General features: G+C 71.3%; 21 protein-coding genes. 8 read left to right on the plus strand and 13 right to left on the minus strand.

Annotation, left to right across the window (positions count from 1 at the left end; translation table 11 throughout):
• Positions 1–64 precede the first annotated feature (64 nt).
• Positions 65–349, plus strand: a complete 285-nt coding sequence (locus tag LRX76_RS15855; RefSeq protein ID WP_231806592.1) for a DUF2782 domain-containing protein — start codon at positions 65–67, stop codon at positions 347–349.
• 320 nt (positions 350–669) lie between these two features.
• Here LRX76_RS15855 and LRX76_RS15860 read toward each other — a convergent pair whose 3' ends face one another.
• The 3 genes from LRX76_RS15860 to LRX76_RS15870 all read right to left on the minus strand — a co-directional run bounded on the left by LRX76_RS15860 (position 670) and on the right by LRX76_RS15870 (position 4,469).
• Entirely contained in the window at positions 670–1,116 is a 447-nt protein-coding gene (locus LRX76_RS15860) for a universal stress protein (RefSeq protein WP_231806593.1), read from the minus strand.
• Positions 1,117–1,289: 173 nt separating this feature from the next.
• Positions 1,290–4,148, minus strand: coding sequence for a pitrilysin family protein (locus LRX76_RS15865; RefSeq protein ID WP_231806594.1), 2,859 nt, complete (start codon positions 4,146–4,148; stop codon positions 1,290–1,292).
• Positions 4,149–4,157: 9 nt separating this feature from the next.
• Positions 4,158–4,469 carry a hypothetical protein gene (locus LRX76_RS15870; RefSeq protein ID WP_231806595.1) on the minus strand — a complete coding sequence of 104 codons (312 nt, stop codon included), beginning with the start codon at positions 4,467–4,469 and terminating at the stop codon, positions 4,158–4,160.
• Positions 4,470–4,597: 128 nt separating this feature from the next.
• Here LRX76_RS15870 and LRX76_RS15875 point away from each other — a divergent pair, with 128 nt between their 5' ends.
• The 3 genes from LRX76_RS15875 (at position 4,598) to LRX76_RS15885 (ending at position 6,349) form a co-directional block, all read left to right on the plus strand.
• The gene (locus LRX76_RS15875; protein WP_231806596.1) at positions 4,598–5,059 is read left to right on the plus strand and encodes a hypothetical protein; all 462 of its coding nucleotides are present in this window, start codon (positions 4,598–4,600) and stop codon (positions 5,057–5,059) included.
• Positions 5,060–5,096: 37 nt separating this feature from the next.
• On the plus strand, positions 5,097–5,576 hold the full coding sequence (locus LRX76_RS15880; protein ID WP_231806597.1) for a tRNA (cytidine(34)-2'-O)-methyltransferase: 480 nt from the start codon (positions 5,097–5,099) through the stop codon (positions 5,574–5,576).
• Positions 5,577–5,770: 194 nt separating this feature from the next.
• The gene (locus tag LRX76_RS15885) at positions 5,771–6,349 is read left to right on the plus strand and encodes an Ax21 family protein (RefSeq protein ID WP_231806598.1); all 579 of its coding nucleotides are present in this window, start codon (positions 5,771–5,773) and stop codon (positions 6,347–6,349) included.
• A gap of 364 nt (positions 6,350–6,713) precedes the next feature.
• On the opposite strand, the gene LRX76_RS15890 is transcribed toward LRX76_RS15885, so the two are convergent.
• The 5 genes from LRX76_RS15890 to LRX76_RS15910 form a co-directional block, all read right to left on the minus strand.
• Positions 6,714–7,739: an NAD(P)H-dependent glycerol-3-phosphate dehydrogenase gene (locus LRX76_RS15890; protein WP_231806599.1), complete on the minus strand. Its 1,026-nt coding sequence runs from the start codon at positions 7,737–7,739 to the stop codon at positions 6,714–6,716.
• A gap of 13 nt (positions 7,740–7,752) precedes the next feature.
• Positions 7,753–8,271 (minus strand): protein-export chaperone SecB, encoded by a 519-nt coding sequence (gene secB, locus LRX76_RS15895; protein ID WP_231806600.1) that lies wholly within the window; start codon positions 8,269–8,271, stop codon positions 7,753–7,755.
• A 121-nt stretch (positions 8,272–8,392) separates the two neighbouring features.
• Positions 8,393–8,833: a rhodanese-like domain-containing protein gene (locus tag LRX76_RS15900; RefSeq protein ID WP_231806601.1), complete on the minus strand. Its 441-nt coding sequence runs from the start codon at positions 8,831–8,833 to the stop codon at positions 8,393–8,395.
• 86 nt (positions 8,834–8,919) lie between these two features.
• Positions 8,920–9,342 carry a hypothetical protein gene (locus LRX76_RS15905; protein WP_231806602.1) on the minus strand — a complete coding sequence of 141 codons (423 nt, stop codon included), beginning with the start codon at positions 9,340–9,342 and terminating at the stop codon, positions 8,920–8,922.
• Between the two features lie 160 nt (positions 9,343–9,502).
• Complete coding sequence (locus LRX76_RS15910; RefSeq protein ID WP_231806603.1) at positions 9,503–9,976, minus strand: YiiD C-terminal domain-containing protein; 474 nt, start codon at positions 9,974–9,976, stop codon at positions 9,503–9,505.
• A 46-nt stretch (positions 9,977–10,022) separates the two neighbouring features.
• Here LRX76_RS15910 and LRX76_RS15915 point away from each other — a divergent pair, with 46 nt between their 5' ends.
• From LRX76_RS15915 to LRX76_RS15925, 3 genes are all read left to right on the plus strand, one after another.
• Positions 10,023–10,811 carry a uroporphyrinogen-III synthase gene (locus tag LRX76_RS15915; protein WP_231806604.1) on the plus strand — a complete coding sequence of 263 codons (789 nt, stop codon included), beginning with the start codon at positions 10,023–10,025 and terminating at the stop codon, positions 10,809–10,811.
• A gap of 112 nt (positions 10,812–10,923) precedes the next feature.
• On the plus strand, positions 10,924–11,919 hold the full coding sequence (locus tag LRX76_RS15920; RefSeq protein ID WP_231806605.1) for a hypothetical protein: 996 nt from the start codon (positions 10,924–10,926) through the stop codon (positions 11,917–11,919).
• Positions 11,916–13,178, plus strand: a complete 1,263-nt coding sequence (locus LRX76_RS15925; RefSeq protein WP_231806606.1) for a heme biosynthesis HemY N-terminal domain-containing protein — start codon at positions 11,916–11,918, stop codon at positions 13,176–13,178. Before LRX76_RS15920 ends, LRX76_RS15925 begins: the two co-directional genes overlap by 4 nt.
• Positions 13,179–13,427: 249 nt before the next feature.
• On the opposite strand, the gene LRX76_RS15930 is transcribed toward LRX76_RS15925, so the two are convergent.
• Both LRX76_RS15930 and LRX76_RS15935 read right to left on the minus strand, forming a co-directional pair.
• Positions 13,428–14,645, minus strand: a complete 1,218-nt coding sequence (locus LRX76_RS15930) for an MFS transporter (RefSeq protein ID WP_231806607.1) — start codon at positions 14,643–14,645, stop codon at positions 13,428–13,430.
• An 843-nt stretch (positions 14,646–15,488) separates the two neighbouring features.
• Positions 15,489–16,769 carry an acetyl-CoA C-acetyltransferase gene (locus LRX76_RS15935; RefSeq protein ID WP_231806608.1) on the minus strand — a complete coding sequence of 427 codons (1,281 nt, stop codon included), beginning with the start codon at positions 16,767–16,769 and terminating at the stop codon, positions 15,489–15,491.
• A gap of 103 nt (positions 16,770–16,872) precedes the next feature.
• Here LRX76_RS15935 and LRX76_RS15940 point away from each other — a divergent pair, with 103 nt between their 5' ends.
• A complete protein-coding gene (locus LRX76_RS15940; protein ID WP_231806609.1) occupies positions 16,873–17,757 on the plus strand; it encodes a hypothetical protein in 885 nt (294 codons plus the stop codon).
• Between the two features lie 227 nt (positions 17,758–17,984).
• Here the strand turns inward: LRX76_RS15940 and LRX76_RS15945 are convergent, their stop codons facing one another.
• From LRX76_RS15945 to ntrC, 3 genes are all read right to left on the minus strand, one after another.
• The gene (locus LRX76_RS15945) at positions 17,985–18,602 is read right to left on the minus strand and encodes a superoxide dismutase family protein (RefSeq protein ID WP_231806610.1); all 618 of its coding nucleotides are present in this window, start codon (positions 18,600–18,602) and stop codon (positions 17,985–17,987) included.
• Positions 18,603–18,669: 67 nt separating this feature from the next.
• The gene (locus LRX76_RS15950) at positions 18,670–19,266 is read right to left on the minus strand and encodes a superoxide dismutase family protein (RefSeq protein WP_231806611.1); all 597 of its coding nucleotides are present in this window, start codon (positions 19,264–19,266) and stop codon (positions 18,670–18,672) included.
• A gap of 264 nt (positions 19,267–19,530) precedes the next feature.
• On the minus strand, positions 19,531–20,955 hold the full coding sequence (gene ntrC / locus LRX76_RS15955; RefSeq protein ID WP_231806653.1) for a nitrogen regulation protein NR(I): 1,425 nt from the start codon (positions 20,953–20,955) through the stop codon (positions 19,531–19,533).
• Between the last annotated feature and the right edge of the window lies 1 nt (position 20,956).

A 20,956-nucleotide genomic window follows, 5' to 3' on the forward strand; every position in this document is an offset into this window, starting at 1 on the left:
CCTCCCGCCGGCGAGCGCGGGCAGCGCATAATCGGCCTTCATTCGACTGGAGGGAGCACCCCCGATGAAAGCCCTGATGCTGATTCCGCTGCTGATGCTGGCCGGTTGCGCCAGCACCGGCGGGCTGGGCGCGCCGCCGGTGGACGTGAGCGGCGCCGACGTGGCCACGCGCACGATGGACAACGGCGACACGGTCGAGGAGTACCGCGTGGCCGGGCAGCTGCGCATGGTCAAGGTCACCCCGTCGCGCGGCGCGCCGTACTACCTCTACGACAAGAACGGCGACGGCCGCATGGACAACGACAAGGACGGCGTCTCGCCGGTGTACTGGAAACTCTACAGCTGGTAAGGGAACAGCGCTCTCCCTTCTCCCGCTTGCGGGGCTGGGCACCCTCGGGGTGGAAGGTGGCGCGCAGCGCCGGATGGGGGAGCTTCTGCTGTTGCTTTCCCATGCTCCGGGCAACCCCCATCCGCCCTTCGGGCACCTGCCCCCGCAAGCGGGAGAAGGGAACGGCCGTGGCTTTGATCAAGGGACAGTGACAGGCAAGGGATCCTGCCGAAGCCGTGCCGCGCTTCCAGCCTCCCGCCGCTTCAACAGAAAATCAGGAGGCCGCGCCGAAGCGCGGCCTCCTGCCCTTCTTCCCGGCCACCCGACCGGGACACACACACTCAGCGGATCACCAGCACCGGTGCCGTGCTGCGGGTCAGCACCTCGGCGGTCTGGCTGCCCAGCAGCACCCGGCTCACGCCGCGGCGGCCGTGCGAGGTCATCACGATCAGGTCGTTGCCGCGCTCGGTGGCGGTATCGATGATGCCGTCGGCGGCATAGCGGTCGAGCACGTGCACCGTCTCGGCGCTCACCCCGGCCGCCTGCGCCTGCTCCAGCGCCGGCTTGAGGACGGCCTGCGCCGCTTCCTCGCGCTCCTTCTTGTACTCGGGCGTGGCCTGGTAGCCGACGCTCCAGCCCATGGCGTCGTACATGCCCATGGCCCACGGCTCGGACACGGTGAGGATGTCGACCTTCGAACCCAGTGCGGCGGCCAGGGCAAGTCCCTGCTGCAGGCCCTTGTTGGCCAGCTCGGAACCGTCGGTGGCGATCAGGATGCGCTTGTACATTGACTCAACTCCCTTCGTGGAGGCCGGTACGGAGTACGGGTCCACTATGGCCCGCCGCCCCGGCGCCGGCGTTGATCTGGATCAAGACCGCGCCATCGTAGCGCGGCCGCGCCGTGCCGGCGGCGTTTCCGGCGTCGCGCTCCCGCCGCAGCGGCGGAAGCGCGAGCCGGCCCTCACTTGGCCGCCGGCAGCACCGGCTTGCCGTCGGCGTCGACCACGACGACCTCGCCCAGGCCCAGCGCGCGCACCGGCTGCTCGGTCTGCTTGAGGTCGCCCACCACCACCCAGGTCAGCGCCGCCGGGTCGAGCGTGGCCGCGGCCTGGCGCACCTGGTCCGGGGTCATCGCCTCGATCTCGGCCTTGCGCTTGAACACGTAGTCGTCCGGCCGGCCGTAGCGGACGATGCCGCCGATGGTGGACAGCACCGCGCCGGCGGTCTCGTAGGCTCCGGGCAGGCTCAGGGTCTGGATGTTGCGGATGCGCTCGACCTCGGCGGCGGTCGGCGGCTGCCGGCCGGCGGCGAACGCGGCGATCTCCCGGTCCATCTCCTTGAGCGCATCGGCGGTCTTGTCGATCTGCACCGGCGCGATCGCCATCCACGGGCGCTGGCCCAGCGCGCTGGAGGCCATGCTGCGGGCGCCGTAGGACCAGTGCTTCTCCTCGCGCAGGTTCATGTTCAGGCGCGAGGTGAAGTCGCCACCGAGCACGCCGTTGGCGATGTCGAAGCCGGTGGCGCCGGCGTCGGTGGTCGACGGCACCACCTGGCCGGCGAACAGGTTGGCCTGCACCGCGCCGGGCTGGTCGATCAGGTACACGCGCGGCTGCTTCGGCCGCGCGACCTCGGCCGGGACCTTGGCCGCCGGCGCGGCGCCTTCGCCCTTCCAGTCGCCGAAGTGGCGCTCCAGCTGCGGCACGATCTGCTTGAGCGTGGTGTCGCCGACCACGATCAGGGTGGCGTTCTCCGGGCGGATCCAGTCGCGCTGGAAGCCCACCAGGTCGTCGCGGGTCAGCGCGGCGATGCCGGCCTCGGTGCCGCTGCCGGTGAACGGGATCGCATACGGATGGCCTTCGCCGTACAGCAGCGGCGGCAGGATGCGCATCGCCACGCCGTTGGGCTGCGCCTTCTCCTGGGCGATGCCGGCGATCCAGGTGGCCTTGATGCGGTCGATCTCCTTCTGCTCGAAGCGCGGGCGCCGCACCATGTCGGCGAACAGCGCCAGCGACGGGTCCAGGTTCTCCTTCAGCGCCGACAGCGAGGCGCTGCTGCCGTCCAGCGAGGCGCCGGCGGCGAAGCGGGCGCCCAGCGACTCGGCGGCATCGGCGAAGGCCAGCGAGCCGCGCTCGCCGGCGCCCTCGTCGAGCATGCCCAGGGCGAAGTTGGCGGTGCCGGGCTTGCGCCCCTGGTCGGCGGTGAAGCCGCCGTTGAACTCATAGCTGAACTGCACCACCGGGATGTCGTGGCGCTCGGCCAGGATCACCCGGGTGCCGTTCTTCAGGGTGGCGCGCTGCAGCGCAGGGAACTTCAGTTCCGGGAAGGTAGCGGTCTGCGGCACGCCGGCCTTGCGGTCGACCGTGGTCGGCAGGGTGGCGTACTTCGGATCGGGCTTGGGCAGCGCGAACGGCACCGGGGTCACCGCCGGTTCCTCCGGCAGCGCCACGCGCGCGCCCGGCTCGATCACCAGGGTATGGTCGCCCTTGCCCAGCCAGGTGCGGCCCACCGCCTGCAGGTCGGCCGCGCCGGTGCCCTCGACCGTGGCCAGCGAGGTGCGGAAGCAGCCCGGGTCGCCGGTGAACACCGCGCATTCGGCCAGCGCGTCGGCCTTGCCGCCGAAGCCGCCGATGCGCTCGATGCCGCGGATGAAGCTGGCACGGGCGACGGTCTTGGCGCGCTCCAGTTCCTCGGCGCTGGGACCTTCGGCGATCAGCCGGTCGATTTCCTGCTGGATGATGGCCTCGACCCGGGCCGGGTCCACGCCCTGCTTCACCGTGGCCATCACCACGAAGTTGGAGCCCAGCTGCGAGGCGTAGGCGCCGGCGCTGACCTGGTCCACCAGCTGCTCCTGGTGCAGCAGGCGCTGGTCCAGGCGCGAGGCCTTGGCCCCGCCGAGCACGTAGGCCAGCAGCTGCAGCCGGTCGATGTCGACGGTGCCGTACTGGGCCACGTTCCAGGCGCGATAGATGCGCGCCTGCGGCACCTTGTCGGTCATGGTCTGGCGGGTGGAGGCCGGGCGCCTGGCCACGTTCACCGGCGGCTGCGCCATGGTCGGGCCGGCGGCGATGTCGCCGAAGTACCGGGCCACCTTCTCCTTGGCGGTGGCCACGTCGATGTCGCCGGCCAGCACCAGCACCGCGTTGTTGGGGCCGTACCAGGTGCGGAACCAGGTCTTCACGTCGTCCAGCGAGGCGGCGTTGAGATCGTTCATCGAGCCGATCACGCCATGGTGGTAGGGGTGCCCCTTCGGGTACAGCGCGCGCGTGAGCACGTCCCAGGCCTGGCCGTAGGGCTGGTTCTCGCCCTGGCGCTTCTCGTTCTGCACCACCCCGCGCTGCTCGTCCAGCGCCTTCTGGTCGATCGCGCCGAGCAGGTGGCCCATGCGGTCCGATTCCATCCACAGCGCCATGTCCAGCGCGGTGGTCGGCACGTTCTCGAAGTAGTTGGTGCGGTCGGTGTTGGTGGTGCCGTTCTGGTTGGTGGCGCCGACCTGCTTGAACGGCTCGAAGAACTCGCCGTCGTGGTTCTCGCTGCCCTGGAACATCAGGTGCTCGAACAGGTGCGCGAAACCGGTGCGCCCGGCCGGCTCGTCCTTGGCGCCGACGTGGTACCACACGTTGACCGCCACGATCGGCGCCTTGCGGTCGGTGTGCACGATCACCCGCAGGCCGTTGGGCAAGGTGAACTCCTCGTAGGGAATGTCGACCTTGGCGGGCGCCGCCTGCCTGGCCTGTGCCGGCACCGGTGCGAAGGCGGTGCCGAGCACGGCGGACAGGGTCACGGCCAGCAGCGCCGCACGCGGGAATGAGGGTGCACGCATCGGATTTCCTTATTGGTCGGTAATGGGGGAAGGCAGCGGGACATCGTAGCCGCCCTTCACATGGCCGCCCATAGGCCAGAGGCCATGGCCGCGGAGGGGCGCGCGGGCACTGCCATCGCGTCCGCGCGGCACGCGCGCGGGCCCGCCCCGGATCGCGGCCGCGAGCAGATACGGCCACGGCAGGCATACGCCGTCCGCGTCCGCCGCCGGCCGGGACGGGACGTCCGCCGTCCGCCCGCGGACACCACGACCCTCCTTAAAAATCTTGAAATTCAATCGGATGCGATTGGCACGGAAGCTGCTGCCTTTCTGTTCAAGCAAGCTGGTTCGAATCAAACATGACTTTCAGCTTAACAAAAGTAAGCAAAAGCTGATTTCGATTGACTCCCCAGTTTTGGTGTTTTACTTTACTACCACACCACTGTTCATCAACACCAAGAGACCTAGCCATGAACATCCACGCCCTGACCCTCGCCGCCGCCATCGCCGCCGCCTCCTTCGGCGCCCAGGCCTCCTCGATCCGCACGCTGGACACCGTGCAGGTACGCCCCTCGGCCGAGCAGATCGCCCAGCACGAGCACGAGCTGGCCAGCGACATCCCCACCCTGGCGGCGGTGCAGGTGCGCCCCTCCGCCGAACAGCTTGCCCAGTACGAGGCCGAGCTGGCCGCCAGCCAGCGCATCGTCACCCTGGCCACCGTCAACGTGCGGCCATCGGCCGAACAGCTGGCCGAGCGCGACGGCACCCGCGTCGCCACCGCTTCCGATGCGCACGACCACACCCTGATGGCGGCCGCGGCGGCACTGCTGGGCACCACGATCATCACCCTGCCGGTGCTGCACGTGAGCCCGGGCGCGTCCGACCTGAAGGCGCTGGCCGACGCGGCCGCCCACCTCACGGGTGTGCGCTGAACCGCAGCGCCTTGCAGCCGCGGCGTAAAATCGGCCGATGGCTTCCTCCCCCCGCCTCGATGTCCTGCTGTTCCAGCCCGAGATCCCGCCCAACACCGGCAACGTCATCCGCCTCTGCGCCAACACCGGCGCGCGGCTGCACCTGATCGAACCGCTCGGCTTCGACCTGAGCGATCGCCAGCTCAAGCGCGCCGGCTTGGACTACCACGAATACGCCAGCGTCCAGGTCCACCCCGACCTCGGCACCGCCCTGGCGCGCATCGCCCCCACCCGTCTGTTCGCCCTGAGCACCCGCGGCAGCGTCCGCTACGACACCCCTGCCTTCGCCGACGGCGATGCCTTCCTGTTCGGCCCGGAAACCCGCGGCCTGCCCGCCGACGTGCTCGACGCGATTCCCGCGGCGCAGCGCCTGCGCCTGCCGATGCGCCCGGACAACCGCAGCCTCAACCTTTCCAACAGCGTCGCCGTGGTGGTGTACGAAGCGTGGCGCCAGTGCGGATTCGCCGGCGCCGGCTGAGCGGTCGGCGTGACGGTTGGAGACAGGCGCGCGCCAAATCACGACACCTGCAAGTTCCTTAACCGGACATTTAATTCATGTACCACTCAGTTTGGAATTCAGGGGAAGTTCCACTGGCTAACGGATAATTCACATCTCGGCAGCGAACGGCCCCCCGCCTCAGCGCCGATATGACCATAAGAAAGGTACTAGCCATGAAGAATTCACTGCTTGCCCTCGGCCTGCTTGCCGCGCTTCCCTTCGCCGCCTCCGCGGCCGACGGCCTGTCCTACAACTATGTGGAGGGTGATTACGTCAAGACCGATGCCAACGGCGGCGACGCCGACGGCTGGGGCCTGAAGGGCTCCTACGCGCTGGCCCCGAACTTCCACATCTTCGGCGACTACAACAAGCAGAAGACCGATGCCAACGACGTCGATATCGACCAGTGGCGCGTGGGCGTGGGCTACAACCAGGCGATCGCCACCAGCACCGACCTGGTCGCGCGCGTGGCCTACCAGCGCTTCGACCCGGACAGCACCCCGAAGCGCGACTTCAACGGCTACAGCGCCGAGGTCGGCCTGCGCAACGCGTTCGGCGAGCACGTCGAGGTGTATGCCTTCGCCGGCTACGAGGACTACAGCAAGAAGCACGGCATCAACCCGGACGGCGAGTTCTATGGCCGCCTCGGCACCCAGGTCAAGTTCAACCAGAACTGGGGCATCAACGGCGACCTCAAGCTGGGCAAGGACGGCGACAAGGAATGGTCGGTCGGCCCGCGCTTCAGCTGGTAACCGTCACAACCGAAGAACGGACGCGGACCTCTCTCCCCGCGTCCATTCGGAGCCCGGTCTCGCGACCGGGCTTCTTTTTTGTGTCCGCGCCAGCGCTTCTCATGGCCGCGCCCGGGACGGCCGATCCGCAAAGGCCGGAAGAAGGGGCTTCGGTTGCGTAGGGCCGGCCCTGGCCCGCCGCAGGACACTCGCAAAGCCGCGCAAGGCGCATCGCCAGCAGCGCGCAGCCCGATCGTGCCTGCATGCTTCCACGTCGCCGGCCACGACGGTGGACCGGGGTCCACCCTATGGCTGCCCGCTGGGAAGAATCAAAAGAAAACCCGGCCGCAGCCGGGTTTCGCGCAATGCGGGCGAATCCACGCCGCTACTTGAACAGCGTCTGCGGGTATTCCGGCTTCTGCTCGCGCGCCAGCAGCTGGCGCAGCCCGTCCTCGGGCGTGAGCTCGCCGTGCAGCACCGCGCGCACGGCATTGGAGATCGGCAGGTCGATGCCGTGATGCTCGGCCTGGCGCATCACCTCGTCGGCGGTCTGCACCGACTCGACCACCTGGCCGATCTCGCGCACGGCGTGCTCCAGGCTCTGCCCGCGTCCCAGCGCCAGGCCCAGGCGGCGGTTGCGCGACAGGTCGCCGGTGCAGGTCAGCACCAGGTCGCCGAGCCCGGCCAGGCCCATCAGCGTTTCCGGCCGCGCACCGATCGCCGCGGCCAGTCGCAGCATCTCGTTGAGGCCACGGGTGATCAGGCCGGCGCGGGCGTTGAGGCCCAGCTCCATGCCGTCGGCCACGCCGGTGGCCACCGCCAGCACGTTCTTCATCGCCCCGCCCAGCTCGGCGCCGACCATGTCGTCGCCGGTATAGGCGCGGAACGCCGGCCCGTGCAGGGCATTGGCCACCTGCTGGGTGAAGTCCGCATCCTCGCCGTGCACGGTGACCGCGGTCGGCAGGCCCAGGGTGACTTCCTTGGCGAAGGACGGGCCGGTGACCACGGCCAGCGGCACGCCCGGCCCGAGGATCTGCTGCGCCACCTCATGCAGGAAGCGCCCGGAACCGGGCTCGAAGCCCTTGGTCGCCCAGGCCACGCCGGCTGCGCCCGGGCGCAGCGGTGCAAGCGCCTGCAGGGTCTCGGTGAAGGCGTGCGAAGGCACCACCACCAGCACCCAGCCGGCACCGTCCAGCGCCGCCGCCAGATCGGTGGTGGCGCGCAGCGTCTGCGGCAGCGCGATGCCCGGCAGGTAGTGCGGGTTCTCGTGCTGCGCGTCGATCGCCTGCACCACCGCCGGGTCGCGCCCCCACAGCACGGTCGGATAACCGTGCCGGGAGAGCAGCGCGCCGAGGGCGGTGCCCCAGGAGCCGGCGCCGAGAACGGCGATCTTGGCTTTCGGATCGCTCATCCGCGGCAACGGATCAGGCGTTGCCGGCCGGCTCGGAATCGGCCAGCGACGGGGTCTCGCCCTGCTGCGCGCGCTGGCGCAGGGTCTCGGCGTACAGGGCCTCGAAGTTGATCGGCTGCAGGTAGAACGGCGGGAAGCCGCCGGCCTGGATCAGCTCGCTCACCAGCGTGCGCACGTACGGGAACAGGATGCCCGGGCACTGCGTGCCCAGCAGCATGTCGATCGCCTGCGGCTCCAGGCCGACCAGGCCGAACACGCCGGCCTGCTGCACTTCGGCCACGTAGGCGGTCTTGCCGCCGGCGGTGCAGGTCAGGGTCACGCCCAGCACCACTTCGAAGGCGTTGTCGTTCAGGCGCTGCACCTTCTGGTTGAGGTTCAGCTGCAGCTCCGGCTGCACCGCTTCGTTGAACACGGCCGGGGCGTTGGGCGATTCGAACGAGACGTCCTTGACGTAGATCTTCTCGATGGTGAAGGCGGGAGCGTTGGCGGCTTCGGCCGGCGCGGCTACGCCGTTGGTGGTTTCGTCGGACATCTGTTGACTCCAGAAATTCGGTGAATGGAAATGGAACTGAGGCGGGGGAATTGAAGCGGGTTGCATCTCACGCCAGCAATGGGGACATGGCGCACCCCATGCAAGACGCGGCGGCGTCGGCTCAGCGGCCCTTGCCCTTGACCAGCGGCAGCTCGGCCTGCTGCCAGGCGGCGATGCCGCCCTCGAGCCAGTACACCTGCTCGAAGCCGGCCTTCTTCAGCCGCTTGGCGGCGGTGGCCGAGGCGGCGCCGCTGCGGCACACCAGCACCACCGGCGACTGCTTGGCGTTGGCCAGCAGCTTGCCGGCCGGATCGAACTGGCTGGGCGATACGTTGCGGCTGCCGGCGATGTGGCCCTTCTCGAAATCGCCGGAGGCGGACAGGTCCACCACCAGCGCGTCGTCGGCATTGATCAGGCGGGTCAGCTCGGCCGGCTTGAGCGGCTTGTAGCCGCGGAACAGGCGCGCGATCTCGGTGGCGATGATGGCGACGGTCAGGCCGGCCAGCGCCAGCGACAACATGGGGTTGCGGCCGGCAAAGGCCTGCAGCTCTTCGAAATTCACGGGGATACGGTTGGTTGAGCGGATCGCGATTGTCGCACAGCCGGGCAATCCGGCGCGGAGGCGGGGAGCGCGACGTGTCGCGGCCGCTATTGTCCCTGCCAGAAATCGGGCAGGCCCAGCGTCTGCCACCAGCGCTTGCCGGCCTCGTCCCAGCGCCAGCCCTCGCTGTAGCGGATCGTGCGCTCGGCCTGGGTATTGCGGTTGATCGCGCCGACCTCGATCTCGCGGGTGACCGTGCCGTCCGGGAGGACGCCGCGGCTGCGTTCGCGGTAGGAGGACACCTGCAGCTGGCGGTAGCGCTCCAGTTGCAGGTCGGTGAGCGGGTGCTCGCCGCGGTACTGCGGATCGACGAATTCCCAGGCGCGGTCGAACTCGCTCCAGCGGATCGCGTTGGCGTAGGCCTGCTGGATCTCGTCGAGCTTGCGGTTCTGGCTGCGGCTGTAGGCATCGGCGCTGGCGGCGGCCAGCAGCAGCCACAGCACGGCCACGGACGTGAGGATGATGCGCATGGATGGTTCCCCCGGGATCGCCGCCCATCGTAGCCGCTGCGGCGGCACGGTCCCAAACCCATCCGGGTTCCCGCAGGAGCGACTTCAAGTCGCGATGGGGCTCTACCGGCAAGGCCCGGTCGCGACCGAAGTCGCTCCTGCCCGGCTCCTAGCCGGCGAGCTATCGCCTCGCCATCGCCACGAAGCGCCCGTCCAGTTCGGCGGCGGCCGGCTGGCCCCCGGGCAGCAGCCGCGAGACCATGGCGATCCGCGCCTTGCCGCGCTGGCGGAAGGTGGCCAGGAAGCCCTCCCAGTCCGCCCCGGGCCCGGCGCCGGCCTCGGCGTGCAGGTCCTCGTAGACCGGGCGCAGGTAGCGCACCTGGCTGTCGGCGACGTAGACATCGGCCTCGTGCCCGGCCAGGCGCAGCTGCAGCGTCACCCAGGCCCAGGCGGCCAGCGTCATCACCGAGCACAGGCTGCCGCCGAAGGCGTTGCCCTTGTCGTTGACGTTGGCGGCCAGCGGTGCGTCCACCGCCAGCCGCTGCTCGCGATAGTCGCCCACCCGGACCTGCATCGCCGCCACCGGCGGCATCGCATCGAACGTGGCCTGCAGCTGGCGCAGGGCCTGCGGCAGCGAAATCTGTGGAGAAGTCATCGATCGGGCAATGGCGCTTGCGCGGCGGGCTCGCATAATGCCTGTCATGAGCAGGATCGCAACCTCCGAGCCGGTCGCGGCGTCGCCGTGGCAGCTGCTGTCGCTGCGACCCAGCGGCGGCCACGACAGCCTGCGCCGGGCGGCGGCGCGGCGCGGGGGCCGGCTGCTCGCCGCCTCGCCGTGGCGGCTGCAGCCGCGCGGCGACGCCGACGCCGCGCGGGCGCTGGATGCGGCCCTGGCGATGGCCGCGGTGATCTTCACCAGCCCGGCGGCGGTGGCCGCCGCCGACGCCCTGCGGCCGCTGTCGCGCCAGCCGGCGCGCACCTGGCTGGCGGTGGGCGCCGGTACCGCGCGGGCGCTGCGCGCGCGCGGGATCGCGCAGGTGCGGTACCCCGGGCGCATGGACAGCGAGGGCCTGCTGGCGCTGCCGGAACTGGCCCGGCCTGGCCGCATCGGCCTGGTCACCGCGCCCGGCGGCCGCGGCCTGCTGGCGGCGGAGCTGCAGCGGCACGGTGCCGAGGTGGTACGCGCCGACGTCTACGAACGCGTGGTCGTGGCGCTGGCGCCGGCCACGCTGGCACGGCTGCGCGACCTGCCGCCGGCCAGCGTGCTGGCGCTCAGCAGCGGCGAGGCGCTGGAGCACCTGCTGGCGCAGCTTCCAGCGGACCTGCGGCTGCGCCTGCAGCAGCTGCCGGTGGCCGCCGCCAGCGACAGGCTGGCGCGGCTGGCGCGCGCGGCGGGTTTCGCTCGCGCCGCGGCCGCTCGCGGACCGCTGCCGGCACAACTGGTGGCGGCAGCGTGCGCGCTGCTGGCGGACAGGGCGCCGTGCGCATGATCTTCACATCGCCGCCCTTGCAGTATTCAGCGGGCCCAAGCGATGCTGTGCGACGCATCGCCTTTTCGTCCGAACCGCTCCACGCGGCCGGCGGAAGCCCAGGAAGCTGCCCATGATCGACGACCCCACCGCTGCCGCTGTTCCCGCATCCCCGCGCCGCCGCCATACGCTCGGCTGGCTCGTGGTGCTGTTCGTGCTGGTGCTGGCCGGTCTCGGCGGCTGGCAGGGCTGGCGCTGGTGGCAGGGCCAGCAGGCACGGCAGCACGCCGCCGAGGCCCGCGCGCTGCAACACCTTGAAGGGGTGGAACAGCAGATCGAGGCGCTGCGGCAGAGCCAGCGCGCGAGTTCGCAGCGGATCCAGGACGCGGCCGCCACCAACCGGGTATTGCGCGAGGAGATCCTCGGCATCGGCCAGCGCAACGCGCTGCTGGAGGATACCGTGGCCAAGCTGGCCGATCCCGATCGCCATGGCGCGCAGGCACTGCGGCTGGACGAGATCGAGCTGCTGCTCAGCCAGGGCCAGCAGCGCTGGGTGGTCGCCGGCGACCTGGATGGCGCGCGCCGCGCCTACGCGCTGGCCGCCACCGTGCTGCAGGGCGTGGACAGCCCGGGAGCACTCAACCTGCGCCAGTCGCTGGAGCAGGAACGCGCCGCCCTGGACGCCCTCGGCGACGGCCCGCAAGTGCAACTGCAGGCGCGCCTGGAGCAGTTCTCCGGACAGCTGGCGCAACTGCCGCAACAGGCCGGCGGCACGCCCGCCGCGCCGCCGGCATGGTGGCAGCGGCTGCTGTCGCCGCTGGTGCAGGTGCGCGCCAGCAGCGACGTGCTGCCGGTCGCGCGCGGCGAACGCGGCGCGGCCCAGGATGCGCTGCAGATCGAACTCACCCTGGCGCGCGCGGCGGCCGAGCGCGGCGACGGCGCCGGCTACCGCCTGGCGCTGCAGCGGGTGGATACCTGGATGAGCCGGCTGTGGCCGGATTCGCCCCAGCTGCGGCAGCGCCGCGCCGAGCTGGCGGCACTGCAACAGATCGCCTTGCGCCCGCAGATTCCGGAACTGGGCTCCACCTTGCAACAGTTGCGCTCGATGCGTGACGGGAGGTCGTCATGAAACCAATCCGCAGCCTGCTGATCCTGCTGGTCGCCGTGGCGGTGGGCGTGCTCGCCGCCCACTGGATGTCGCAGCAGCACGGCTACGACCTGGGCGAGGTGATCGTGCGCGTCGGCGGCACCGACTACGTCGCACCGATGCCACAAGCACTGCTGATGCTGATCGTCGCCCTGCTGCTGGTATGGCTGGCGTGGCAACTGCTCAGCGCCCCGTTCCGCCTGTGGGGCCGGCGCCGGCGCAAGCAGTCGCGGGCGCGGCTGATCGAGGGCCTGCGCGCGCTCGAAGGCGGCCAGTGGGACCGCGCCGAGCGCCTGCTGCTGGCGGCCGCCGAGGATGCCGAAGTGGGACCGGTCGCCCTGGCCGGCGCCGCCCGCGCGGCCGAGGCGCGCGGCGACGACGCGGCCGCCGCCGAGGCGCTGCGACGGCTGCAGGAACGCGACCCGGTGATGCACGCGCTGCTGCAGGCCGACCTGCTGCTGGCACGGTCGCGCCCGGTCGATGCGATCAATGCGCTCGACGTGGCCCCGGCGCAGCCGCTGCCGCCACGCGGCATCCTGCTGCGCACCCATGCCCTGGCGCAGGCCGGCCGCGCCGCCGAGGCCTACGGCCAGCTCGGCGCGCTGCGCAAGCAGCAGGTGCTCGGCAGCGATGGCATCGCCGTGCTGGAACGCCAGCTGGCCACCCAGGCACTGCACGAGGCCGCCGACGCCAATGCCCTGGCCGAGCGCTGGGAAGTGCTGCCCAAGACACTGAAGCTGGAACCGGAGGTGGTCGCCGCCTACGCCACCCGCGCGGCGGCGCTGCACTGGGACGACGCCGCGCTGCGCAGCCTGGAACAGGCGCTGGACACCCATTGGGACGAATCGCTGGTGCTGCTGTACGGCCAGCTGCCGCTGGAGAAGTACGACTCGCGCCGCGCCAGCGCGCAGCGCTGGCTGCAGGCCCATCCGGCCAGTCCGGCGCTGCTGCTGACGCTGGCACGGCTGGCGCGCCGCCAGCAGCAGTGGCAGCAGTCCGAGGAGCTGCTGCACCGGGCCATCGCCCAGGGCGCCGGCGCGGAGGCGTGGCAGGAGCTGGCCAGCGGTTTCGCCGAGGCCGGCGACGACGCCAATGCGCAGCGCTGCTACGCCAATGCGCTGCGCGCCGAACGCGGCGAGTCCCCGCTGCCGCTGGCCGAGCGCGGCCTGGACAAGCAAATCCACGACCTGGCGGTGCCCGAGGATCGCGACGAGCACGGCATCCCGCGGCTGCGTCCCTGAGCCCGTTGTCGCCGCGGGGGCACGCCGATGCCCGCGGCGAACACGGCCTCGGCCACGTGCGGTAATACCCTTCCCGTCTCCTTCGCGCGCGGCGGACTGACGTCGGCCCTATGTCGGCTTCGGTCTTAGCAGCCCCGGTAAGGCCGACCGCCGCACCCGGGTGCGCTTCGCTTAATCGGGCTACCTCGTGCGACGGCCTGCGATGTCAACCGGCAGGCCGCCAGCCCGCCGCGCCGACGGCCACCGGCCTCAGCCGGCAGCAGGCAGGTGCCCGTGCGGCACGCGGCGCGACAGCCACAGGCTGGTCGCGGCGGCCAGCAGCGCCGCCAGCGCGGCCACCAGGTAGATCGAGCCATACCCCGAGCGATGCGCCAGCCAGCCGGCCAGCGGCCCGGTGATGGCCAGCGCCATGTCCAGGAACAGCGAGTAGATGCCCAGCGCGGTGCCGCGGCTGCTGGCGGCCACGCGCTTGACCGCCTCGGTCCCCAGCGACGGGAACACCAGCGCGAAGCCGGCGCCGGTGGCCGCCGCACCCAGCGCCGCCCAGCCGGCCGAGGGCGCCAGCCAGATCAGCGACAACCCGGCCGCCTCGACCACGAACGACGCCAGTGCCACCGCATAGCCGCCGAAGCGGCCGATCGCGTTGGGCAGCACCAGCCGCGTGGCCACGAAGGTGACGCCGAGCAGGGTGATCGCCAGCGCCGCGTGGTCCCAGTGGCGGTCGCCGTAGTACAGCGCGATGAACGAGGTGATCGCGCCGAAGCCGATCGAGCCCAGCCCGAGGCAGCTGCCGAACGGCAGCATCCGCGCCAGCACCTGCCGCATCGGGATGCGCACGCCGCGGATCGGCGCCACCCCGGGCTTGCGTACGCACAGGGCCAGCGCCGCGGCCGCCACGGCCAGTGTCAGCACGCCGAGCGCGGCGAAGCCCAGCCGCTGCTCCAGCAGCACCCCGACCGGCGCCGCCAGCGCCAGCGCGCCATAGGTGGTGACGCCGTTCCACGAGATCACCTTGCCGGTCTGGGCGATGCCGGCCATGCCGATGCCCCAGGTGGTGGTGCCGGTGGTGACCAGGCTCTCGCCGGTGCCCATCAGCAGGCGGCTGCCCAGCAGCAGCGCCAGGCTGGCCGCCGGCTGCGCCACGGCCAGCGCCGATGCCAGCAGCAGTGCACCGCAGCCGGTGCAGAACCCCAGCCCGAGCAGTACCGACACGCGCGGCCCGCGCTCGTCGCAGATGCGCCCGGCCAGCGCACGCGTGCACAGGGTGGCCACCGACTGCAGGCTCACCGCCAGTCCTGCCAGCACGGTGCCGTAGCCGAGGTCGCCGTGGACGTGGCCGGGAATCACCGCCAGCGGCAGGCCGACGCAGAAGTAGCCGACGAAGTTGAACAGCACGATGCCGAGGATGCGCAGCGTCAGCCGCGGTGGCTCGGCGTCCGGCGCCGGTGTCGGGGGAGATGGATTCATGCGCCTGCGGTCCTGGCTGGCGATGGGAATGGGGGTATCGTCAAGGGCGGCCATCCGGCCGCAGCTGGCGCTTGCGGTTGTGCGGCGCTTGCATCCGGGCATTTTCCCTCAATCACGCCGGGAAATGAGTGGGGTGGTGGCGATCCGCTTGTCCGATCGAGCCGTTGAACAACCGTTGTACGGACTGCTGGAGTCACTTCTTCGACAGGCTTCGAACACGCCTTTCAGAAGCAAAGTACAAGAAGCAAAGGCTTCCGTCCGCTGCGCGGCCGGGTTCACCCTTTTGGAAAGCGCCAAACGAAACGGAACCAAAGAAAAACGCTTTCCCTGCAAGGTCAAGAGTCTTCGCCTGCAAGGCTATCGGGATTTTCCGACTCGCCCTCCATGGCTCGGTCGGAACATGCACGATCACGGCAGGCCGCCCATCCATTGGCGGCGCCCTCCGGGTCCGGGGAGATCTTCCTCGCGCACGGCTGGCGAGAAACCCCGGGGCCACGCCCAAGGACGACGCTCGGATCGAGGCTTGTGCGCTGAACCGCCGGCCTCGTCATCCACGCCAGCGCGGGAACGCCTTTCAGCAGCCGAGGCGATTCAACTCAGTCGAATGACTGGCCGGTCATCCAAGGACGCTCGGGCAGATCTCGGTAACGTCCATGGACTCACCTGCACGGGAGTTACAGCCGATGCTGCCCTGATGCGACCACGCTGACAATGACGACTGATCTTCCCGCATCAGGGCTTGTGGAGTGTGCCGCCGACGCTGGCGAATCCGCACGCTCGGCTATCGGAAACCCTGCCGTAGGCGAAGTCCGCAACCCAGGCCGCGGCGTCCCCGCGAAGGGATCAGCGCTCGACGATCGCCACCACGCCCATGCCGCCGGCGGTGCAGATCGAGATCAGCGCGCGGCCGCCGCCGCGACGCTGGAGTTCCTTGGCCACGGTGGCGACGATGCGCGCGCCGGTGGCGGCGAACGGGTGGCCGGTGGCCAGCGACGAGCCCAGCGGGTTGATCTTCTCCGGCTCGATCCGGCCCAGCGGCGCGTCCAGGCCCAGGCGGCCGGTGCAGTAGTCCTCGCTCTCCCACGCGCGCAGGGTGCACAGCACCTGCGCGGCGAAGGCCTCGTGGATCTCGTAGATGTCGAAGTCCTGCAGGCTCAGGCCATGGCGCGCCAGCATCTGCGGCACCGCGACGGTGGGCGCCATCAGCAGGCCCTCGCCGTGCACGAAGTCCACCGCCGACACCTGCGCGTCCTTCAGATACGCCAGCGGCTCGTGGCCGTGCGCCTGCGCCCACTGCTCGCTGGCCAGCAGCACCGCGGCGGCGCCATCGGTCAGCGGGGTCGAGTTGGCGGCGGTGAGGGTGCCGCGGCCGGAGGCCCTGTCGAACGCCGGCCTGAGCGTGGCCAGCTTTTCCAGCGAGGTGTCCGGACGCAGGATGTTGTCGCGCTCCACGCCGCGGAACGGCGCGATCAGGTCGGCGAAGAAGCCGCTGTCGTAGGCGGCGGCCAGCTTCCTGTGCGAGGACACCGCCCAAGCGTCCTGCGAGTCGCGCGAGATGTTCCACTCCTTGGCCATGTCCTCGCAGTGCTCGCCCATGCTCTTGCCGGTGCGCGGCTCGGCCACCCCGGGGAACTCGGGCTTGAGTTCGGACAGGCGGAAACCCTTGACCAGCGCCTTGAGCTTGTCGGCCGGCTTCTTCGCCCGGTTGGCGGCCAGCAGCCGCGCGCGCAGCGCCCTGCCGTAGACGATCGGCACGTCCGAAGTGGTGTCCGAGCCGCCGCCGATGCCCGAGTCGATCTGCCCCAGCGCGATCTTGTTGGCCACGGTGATGACCGAATCCAGGCTGGTGCCGCAGGCACGCTGCAGGGTGATGCCCGGGGTCAGCGGCGACAGCCCCGAGGACAGCGCCGACTCGCGCGCCAGGTTCCAGTCCGCCGAATGCTTGATCACCGCCCCCATCGCCACCTCGCCCAGCACCTGGCCGTGCAGGCCGAAGCGCTCGACCAGCGCGCCCAGCGTGCGCACCGACATCCCCAGGTTGCCCACGTCCGCATACGCCGTGTTCTGGCGGCAGAAGGGAATGCGGACGCCGCCGAGAATGGCGACGGGACGGGGGCTGGGCATGTGAGCTTCTCGCATGTCGGGGTGTGAGGACGGGACCTGCACGCAACGGCAGGCATAATGGCGCCAAGTGTAGCGGCGAGCCCGTGACGGGCCAATTGAGACGATGACTGCAGTCGATACCGCGGAAACCGCCCTGGGCGTGCTGGCGCTGGAGCTTTCCGGCGGCCACGTCCCGGCCCATGCCGCGCTGGCCGCGCAACAGGCCGGCGAGCTGGCCGGGCTGATCGGCCGCGACCTGGCGCAGCTGGTGCCACAGGCGCGCGAGCTGGAACTGTGCGTGGCCGCCGCGCACTTCGACCCGGCCGAGGCGCTGCGCCCGGGCTGGTCGCTGCACCGGCGCCTGGCCGAGCTGCGCGCCCGCGCCCCCGGCCGCAACGAGGGCCCGCGCGTGCTGGCCTTCGGTGCCGACGCCAGGGGCGACATCCCGCTGCCGTTCCAGGCCGATGCCGCGCTCGCCGGCGGCAGCCTGCGGGTGCTGCCGTTCCTGCTGCATGGCGAACCCGGCATCGTCGCCGCGGTCTCGGCGGCGCTGGAGGAAGTGCTGCTGGCGCAGGGCATGGCGCAGCCGGACACCGCGCTGCTGGCGCAGCAGGCGTTCGGCGCCCAGATCGAGCATGCGCGCTATCTCACCGTGCACGACCTGGCCGCGATGATGGCGATGCAATACGACAACCAGGGCCTGGCCGTGCTGTGGCCGCTGATCGAGGCGGCACTGCTGGCGCCGGACAGCGAGGAGTGGCTGGCGCAGGCGCCGGAACCGCTACTGCGCTACGCCGGCGGCGAGGTGCGCATGGCCTTGTTCGACCCGGCCGGCTGGTGCGCCTACTACGGCCACGACCGCGAGCAGTGCGAGCGGCTGGAACGCACCTACGAGCAGTACCTGATGCGCCAGCGGCAGATGGCCGCGGTGCTGGAGGCCCATGGCCTGCCGGTGCTGTACGTGCATTGCGAGGCCGGTCACGACGCCAGGCAGTCGCTGGCCGCCTGAGCCCGGCCCGTGGTCCCGTGCGGCGGGCCCGGCGCCCGCCCCCATGACCCACCGAAGCACGTGGCGGACAACGCCCGCCACGCGTGCGCCAGCGGCCCGGCGCGACGGTGGAAGCCACGCCGCGCGCGCCGACGAGACCGGCCGCCCCGCGCGTCGACCGCGCGGGGCCGGCCTGTCGCCGCCTGCCCTGGTGCCCGAGCGCTGGTCCCGGGCAGCGGAACCGCAGGTTACGGCGCGCTGATCACCGCGCAGGCCAGGCGGCCGCCGGCGTTGCCGGTGGGCTGGGTGGCGTAGTCGTCCGGATCGGCGTGCACGATCAGGCCCTTGCCGATGATGTCGAAGTCGTCGCCCTTGCCGGCGTTGACGTTGCTCGACACCGGCCCGTCGACGGTGGCATTGCCCTCGGCGTCGGCGACGATGTTGGGCATGTCGCCGCCATGGTGCGGATCGCTGCTGACGTTGCCGTGGTCGGTCTTGGCCGGGTTGAAGTGGCCGCCGGCACTGCTGCCGTCCGGCGCGCTGCAGTCGCCCTTCTCGTGGATGTGGAAGCCGTGCTCGCTGTTGGGCTTCAGGCCCGAGAGCTTGCCGCTGGCGTGCAGTCCGCTGGCCAGCTGGATGAAGTCGATCTCGCCCTTGACCTCGCTGCCCTGGGTCGGCGCCAGCGTGGCCTTGGCCAGCACCGGGCCGGTGGCGGCCTCGCCCGGGGTGGTGTCGGGCGCGTGCTCGGCATGTTCGGCCACGCTCGCGGCCGGCGCGGTCTCGGTCTCGGTCGGCGGTTCCTGGCGCTGGCAGGCGGCCAGCACCAGGGTGCTGGCCAGGAACAGGATGGTATGGGTGGTTCGCATGCGCTTTCTCCTCGGTTGGGGCGATGGCGGCGGCGAGCAGGCTCGCGCCGCCACCAGGGTGAACGGATCAGTTCCCGGCCAACGGCCGGATCACGCCACAGGCCACGCGCGCACCGGAATTGCCGGCCGGCTGGCTGCGATAGTCGTCCGGGTCGGCATGCACCACCAGCGCGCGGCCGACGATGTCGCCCGGCCCGCCGCCGCCGAGCGCCACGCCGGGCAGGCGCAGGTCGACCTGCGCCACGCCGTCCGCGTTGCTCTGCAGGTTGTCCATGTCGCCGGCGTGGTGCGGGCCGGCACCGTTGCGCCCGTGCGCCGTGGCGCCGGGGTTGAAGTGGGCGCCGGCGCTGCTCGCGTCCACGGCGCTGCAATCGCCGCGCTCGTGCACGTGGAAGCCGAACTGGCGCAGCGGCGGCAGGCCGCCGACGGTACCGGTGATGCGTACCCCGTCGGCCACCGGCAGCAGCACCATGCGGCCGCTGATCAGGCTGGCCGAGGCCGGCGCCAGCGCGGCCTCGGCACGCTGCACCGGCGGCACCACCGGTGCCGGCGGCGGCGGAGTCGGCGCGACCGGCGCGGGTGCCGAGCTGCAGGCGGCCAGCAGGGCGAGCACACAGCCAGCACAGGACAGCCGGAGCAACGGTGAATGGCGGACGAGGGACATGCGGGGAACCTAGCGGGGCACGTGTTCAGGGACCATGAAAGATCGCCGCTGCGCCGCGGCAGCGCAAGCAGGTCGTTGCCAGAGGGCCTTGGAGCCTGCCTGCCCACGATCTTCCGCAGGGGCGGCTGTGGGAATGGCTGGGGGAACCGGCTGTAGGAGCGACTTCAGTCGCGATGGGGCCTTACCGGTAAAGCCACGATCGCGACTGAAGTCGCTCCTACAGATAGATACATGGATACGCCCGGCACTGCTGCGGGGCGGCGCTCAGCGCCGGCGGCGGCCCGGGCCCAGCTTGCGGGTGACGGTGTTGCGGCCCACTCCCAGCCGCGCGGCGGCCTCGGCGCGGCGGCCCTGGGTGAACTGCAGCGCCACCTCAAGCAGGGTCTTGTCGAAGCGTTCGCGCGCCTCGGCGTGCAGGCCCTCGGCGCCTTCGCCCAGGCGCTGCTGCGCCCAGGCCGCCAGCTGCGTGTCCCATTCGCCCTCGTCGCGACGGCGCTGGCGCTGGCCGCCGCGGGCCAGCGCCACCTCGATGTCGTCGGCGTCGATGATCTCGGCCGGCGCCAGCGCCGCCAGCCGCCAGCACACGTTCTCCAGTTCGCGCACGTTGCCCGGCCAGTCGTGCCGGCGCAGCGCCTCCATCGCCGCCGGCGACAGCCGCTTGGGCGGCATGTCGAGCTTGCGCGCGGCCACCGCCAGGAAGTTCTCGGCCAGCCGCGGCACGTCGGCACGGCGCTCGCGCAGCGGCGGCAGCTGCAGCCGCACCACGTCCAGGCGGTGCAGCAGGTCGGCGCGGAAGCGGCCCTGCTCGACCAGCGCCTCCAGGTCCTGGTGGGTGGCGGCGATGACGCGCACGTCGACGCGGATCAGCTCGCGGCCGCCGACGCGGAAGAACTCGTTCTCGGCCAGCACCCGCAGCAGCCGGGTCTGCAGCGGCAGCGGCATGTCGCCGATCTCGTCCAGGAACAGGGTGCCGCCGTCGGCCTGCTCGAAGCGGCCGATGTGGCGCTTGGCCGCGCCGGTGAAGGCACCGGCCTCGTGGCCGAACAGCTCGCTCTCCAGCAGCTCGGACGGGATCGCCGCGGTGTTGAGCGCGACGAAGGGGTTGCGTGCGCGCGGCGACTCGTTGTGCAGCGCGCGCGCCACCAGCTCCTTGCCGGTGCCGGTCTCGCCGTTGATCAGCACCGACAGCGGCGCCTGCGCCAGCCGGCCGATGACACGGAACAGCGCGCGCATGGCCGGGGTGTCGCCGATCAGCTCGGTGCGCCCTTCCGCGGCCGCCGCCGCGGGTGCCGGCGCCGGCACCCCGGTCTCGGGCAGCGCGCGCGCCGCCAGCGCCACCGCGTCGTCCAGGTCGAACGGCTTGGACAGGAACTCGTGGGCACCGCCGCGGAACGCACCGGCGGTACTGGCCACGTCGGTATAGGCCGACATCACGATCACCGGCAGCTGCGGATGCGCGGCCTTGAGCCGGTCCAGCAGCACCAGGCCGTCGTCGCCGGGCATGCGCACGTCGGTGAACAGCAGGTCCGGCAACGTCCGCACCGCCAGCGCCTGCAGCGCCGAGGCGGCGCTGTCGAAGCCGTCGACCGCGTAGCCGGCCTCGCGCAGGGCGGTGGACAGCACGAAGCGCACGGAGCGGTCGTCGTCGACCACCCAGATGCGTTGGGAGGTTTCGCCGGTCTCGGCCATC

It is taken from the genome of Stenotrophomonas sp. MMGLT7 (genome assembly GCF_021168555.1).
Classification (GTDB): domain Bacteria; phylum Pseudomonadota; class Gammaproteobacteria; order Xanthomonadales; family Xanthomonadaceae; genus MMGLT7.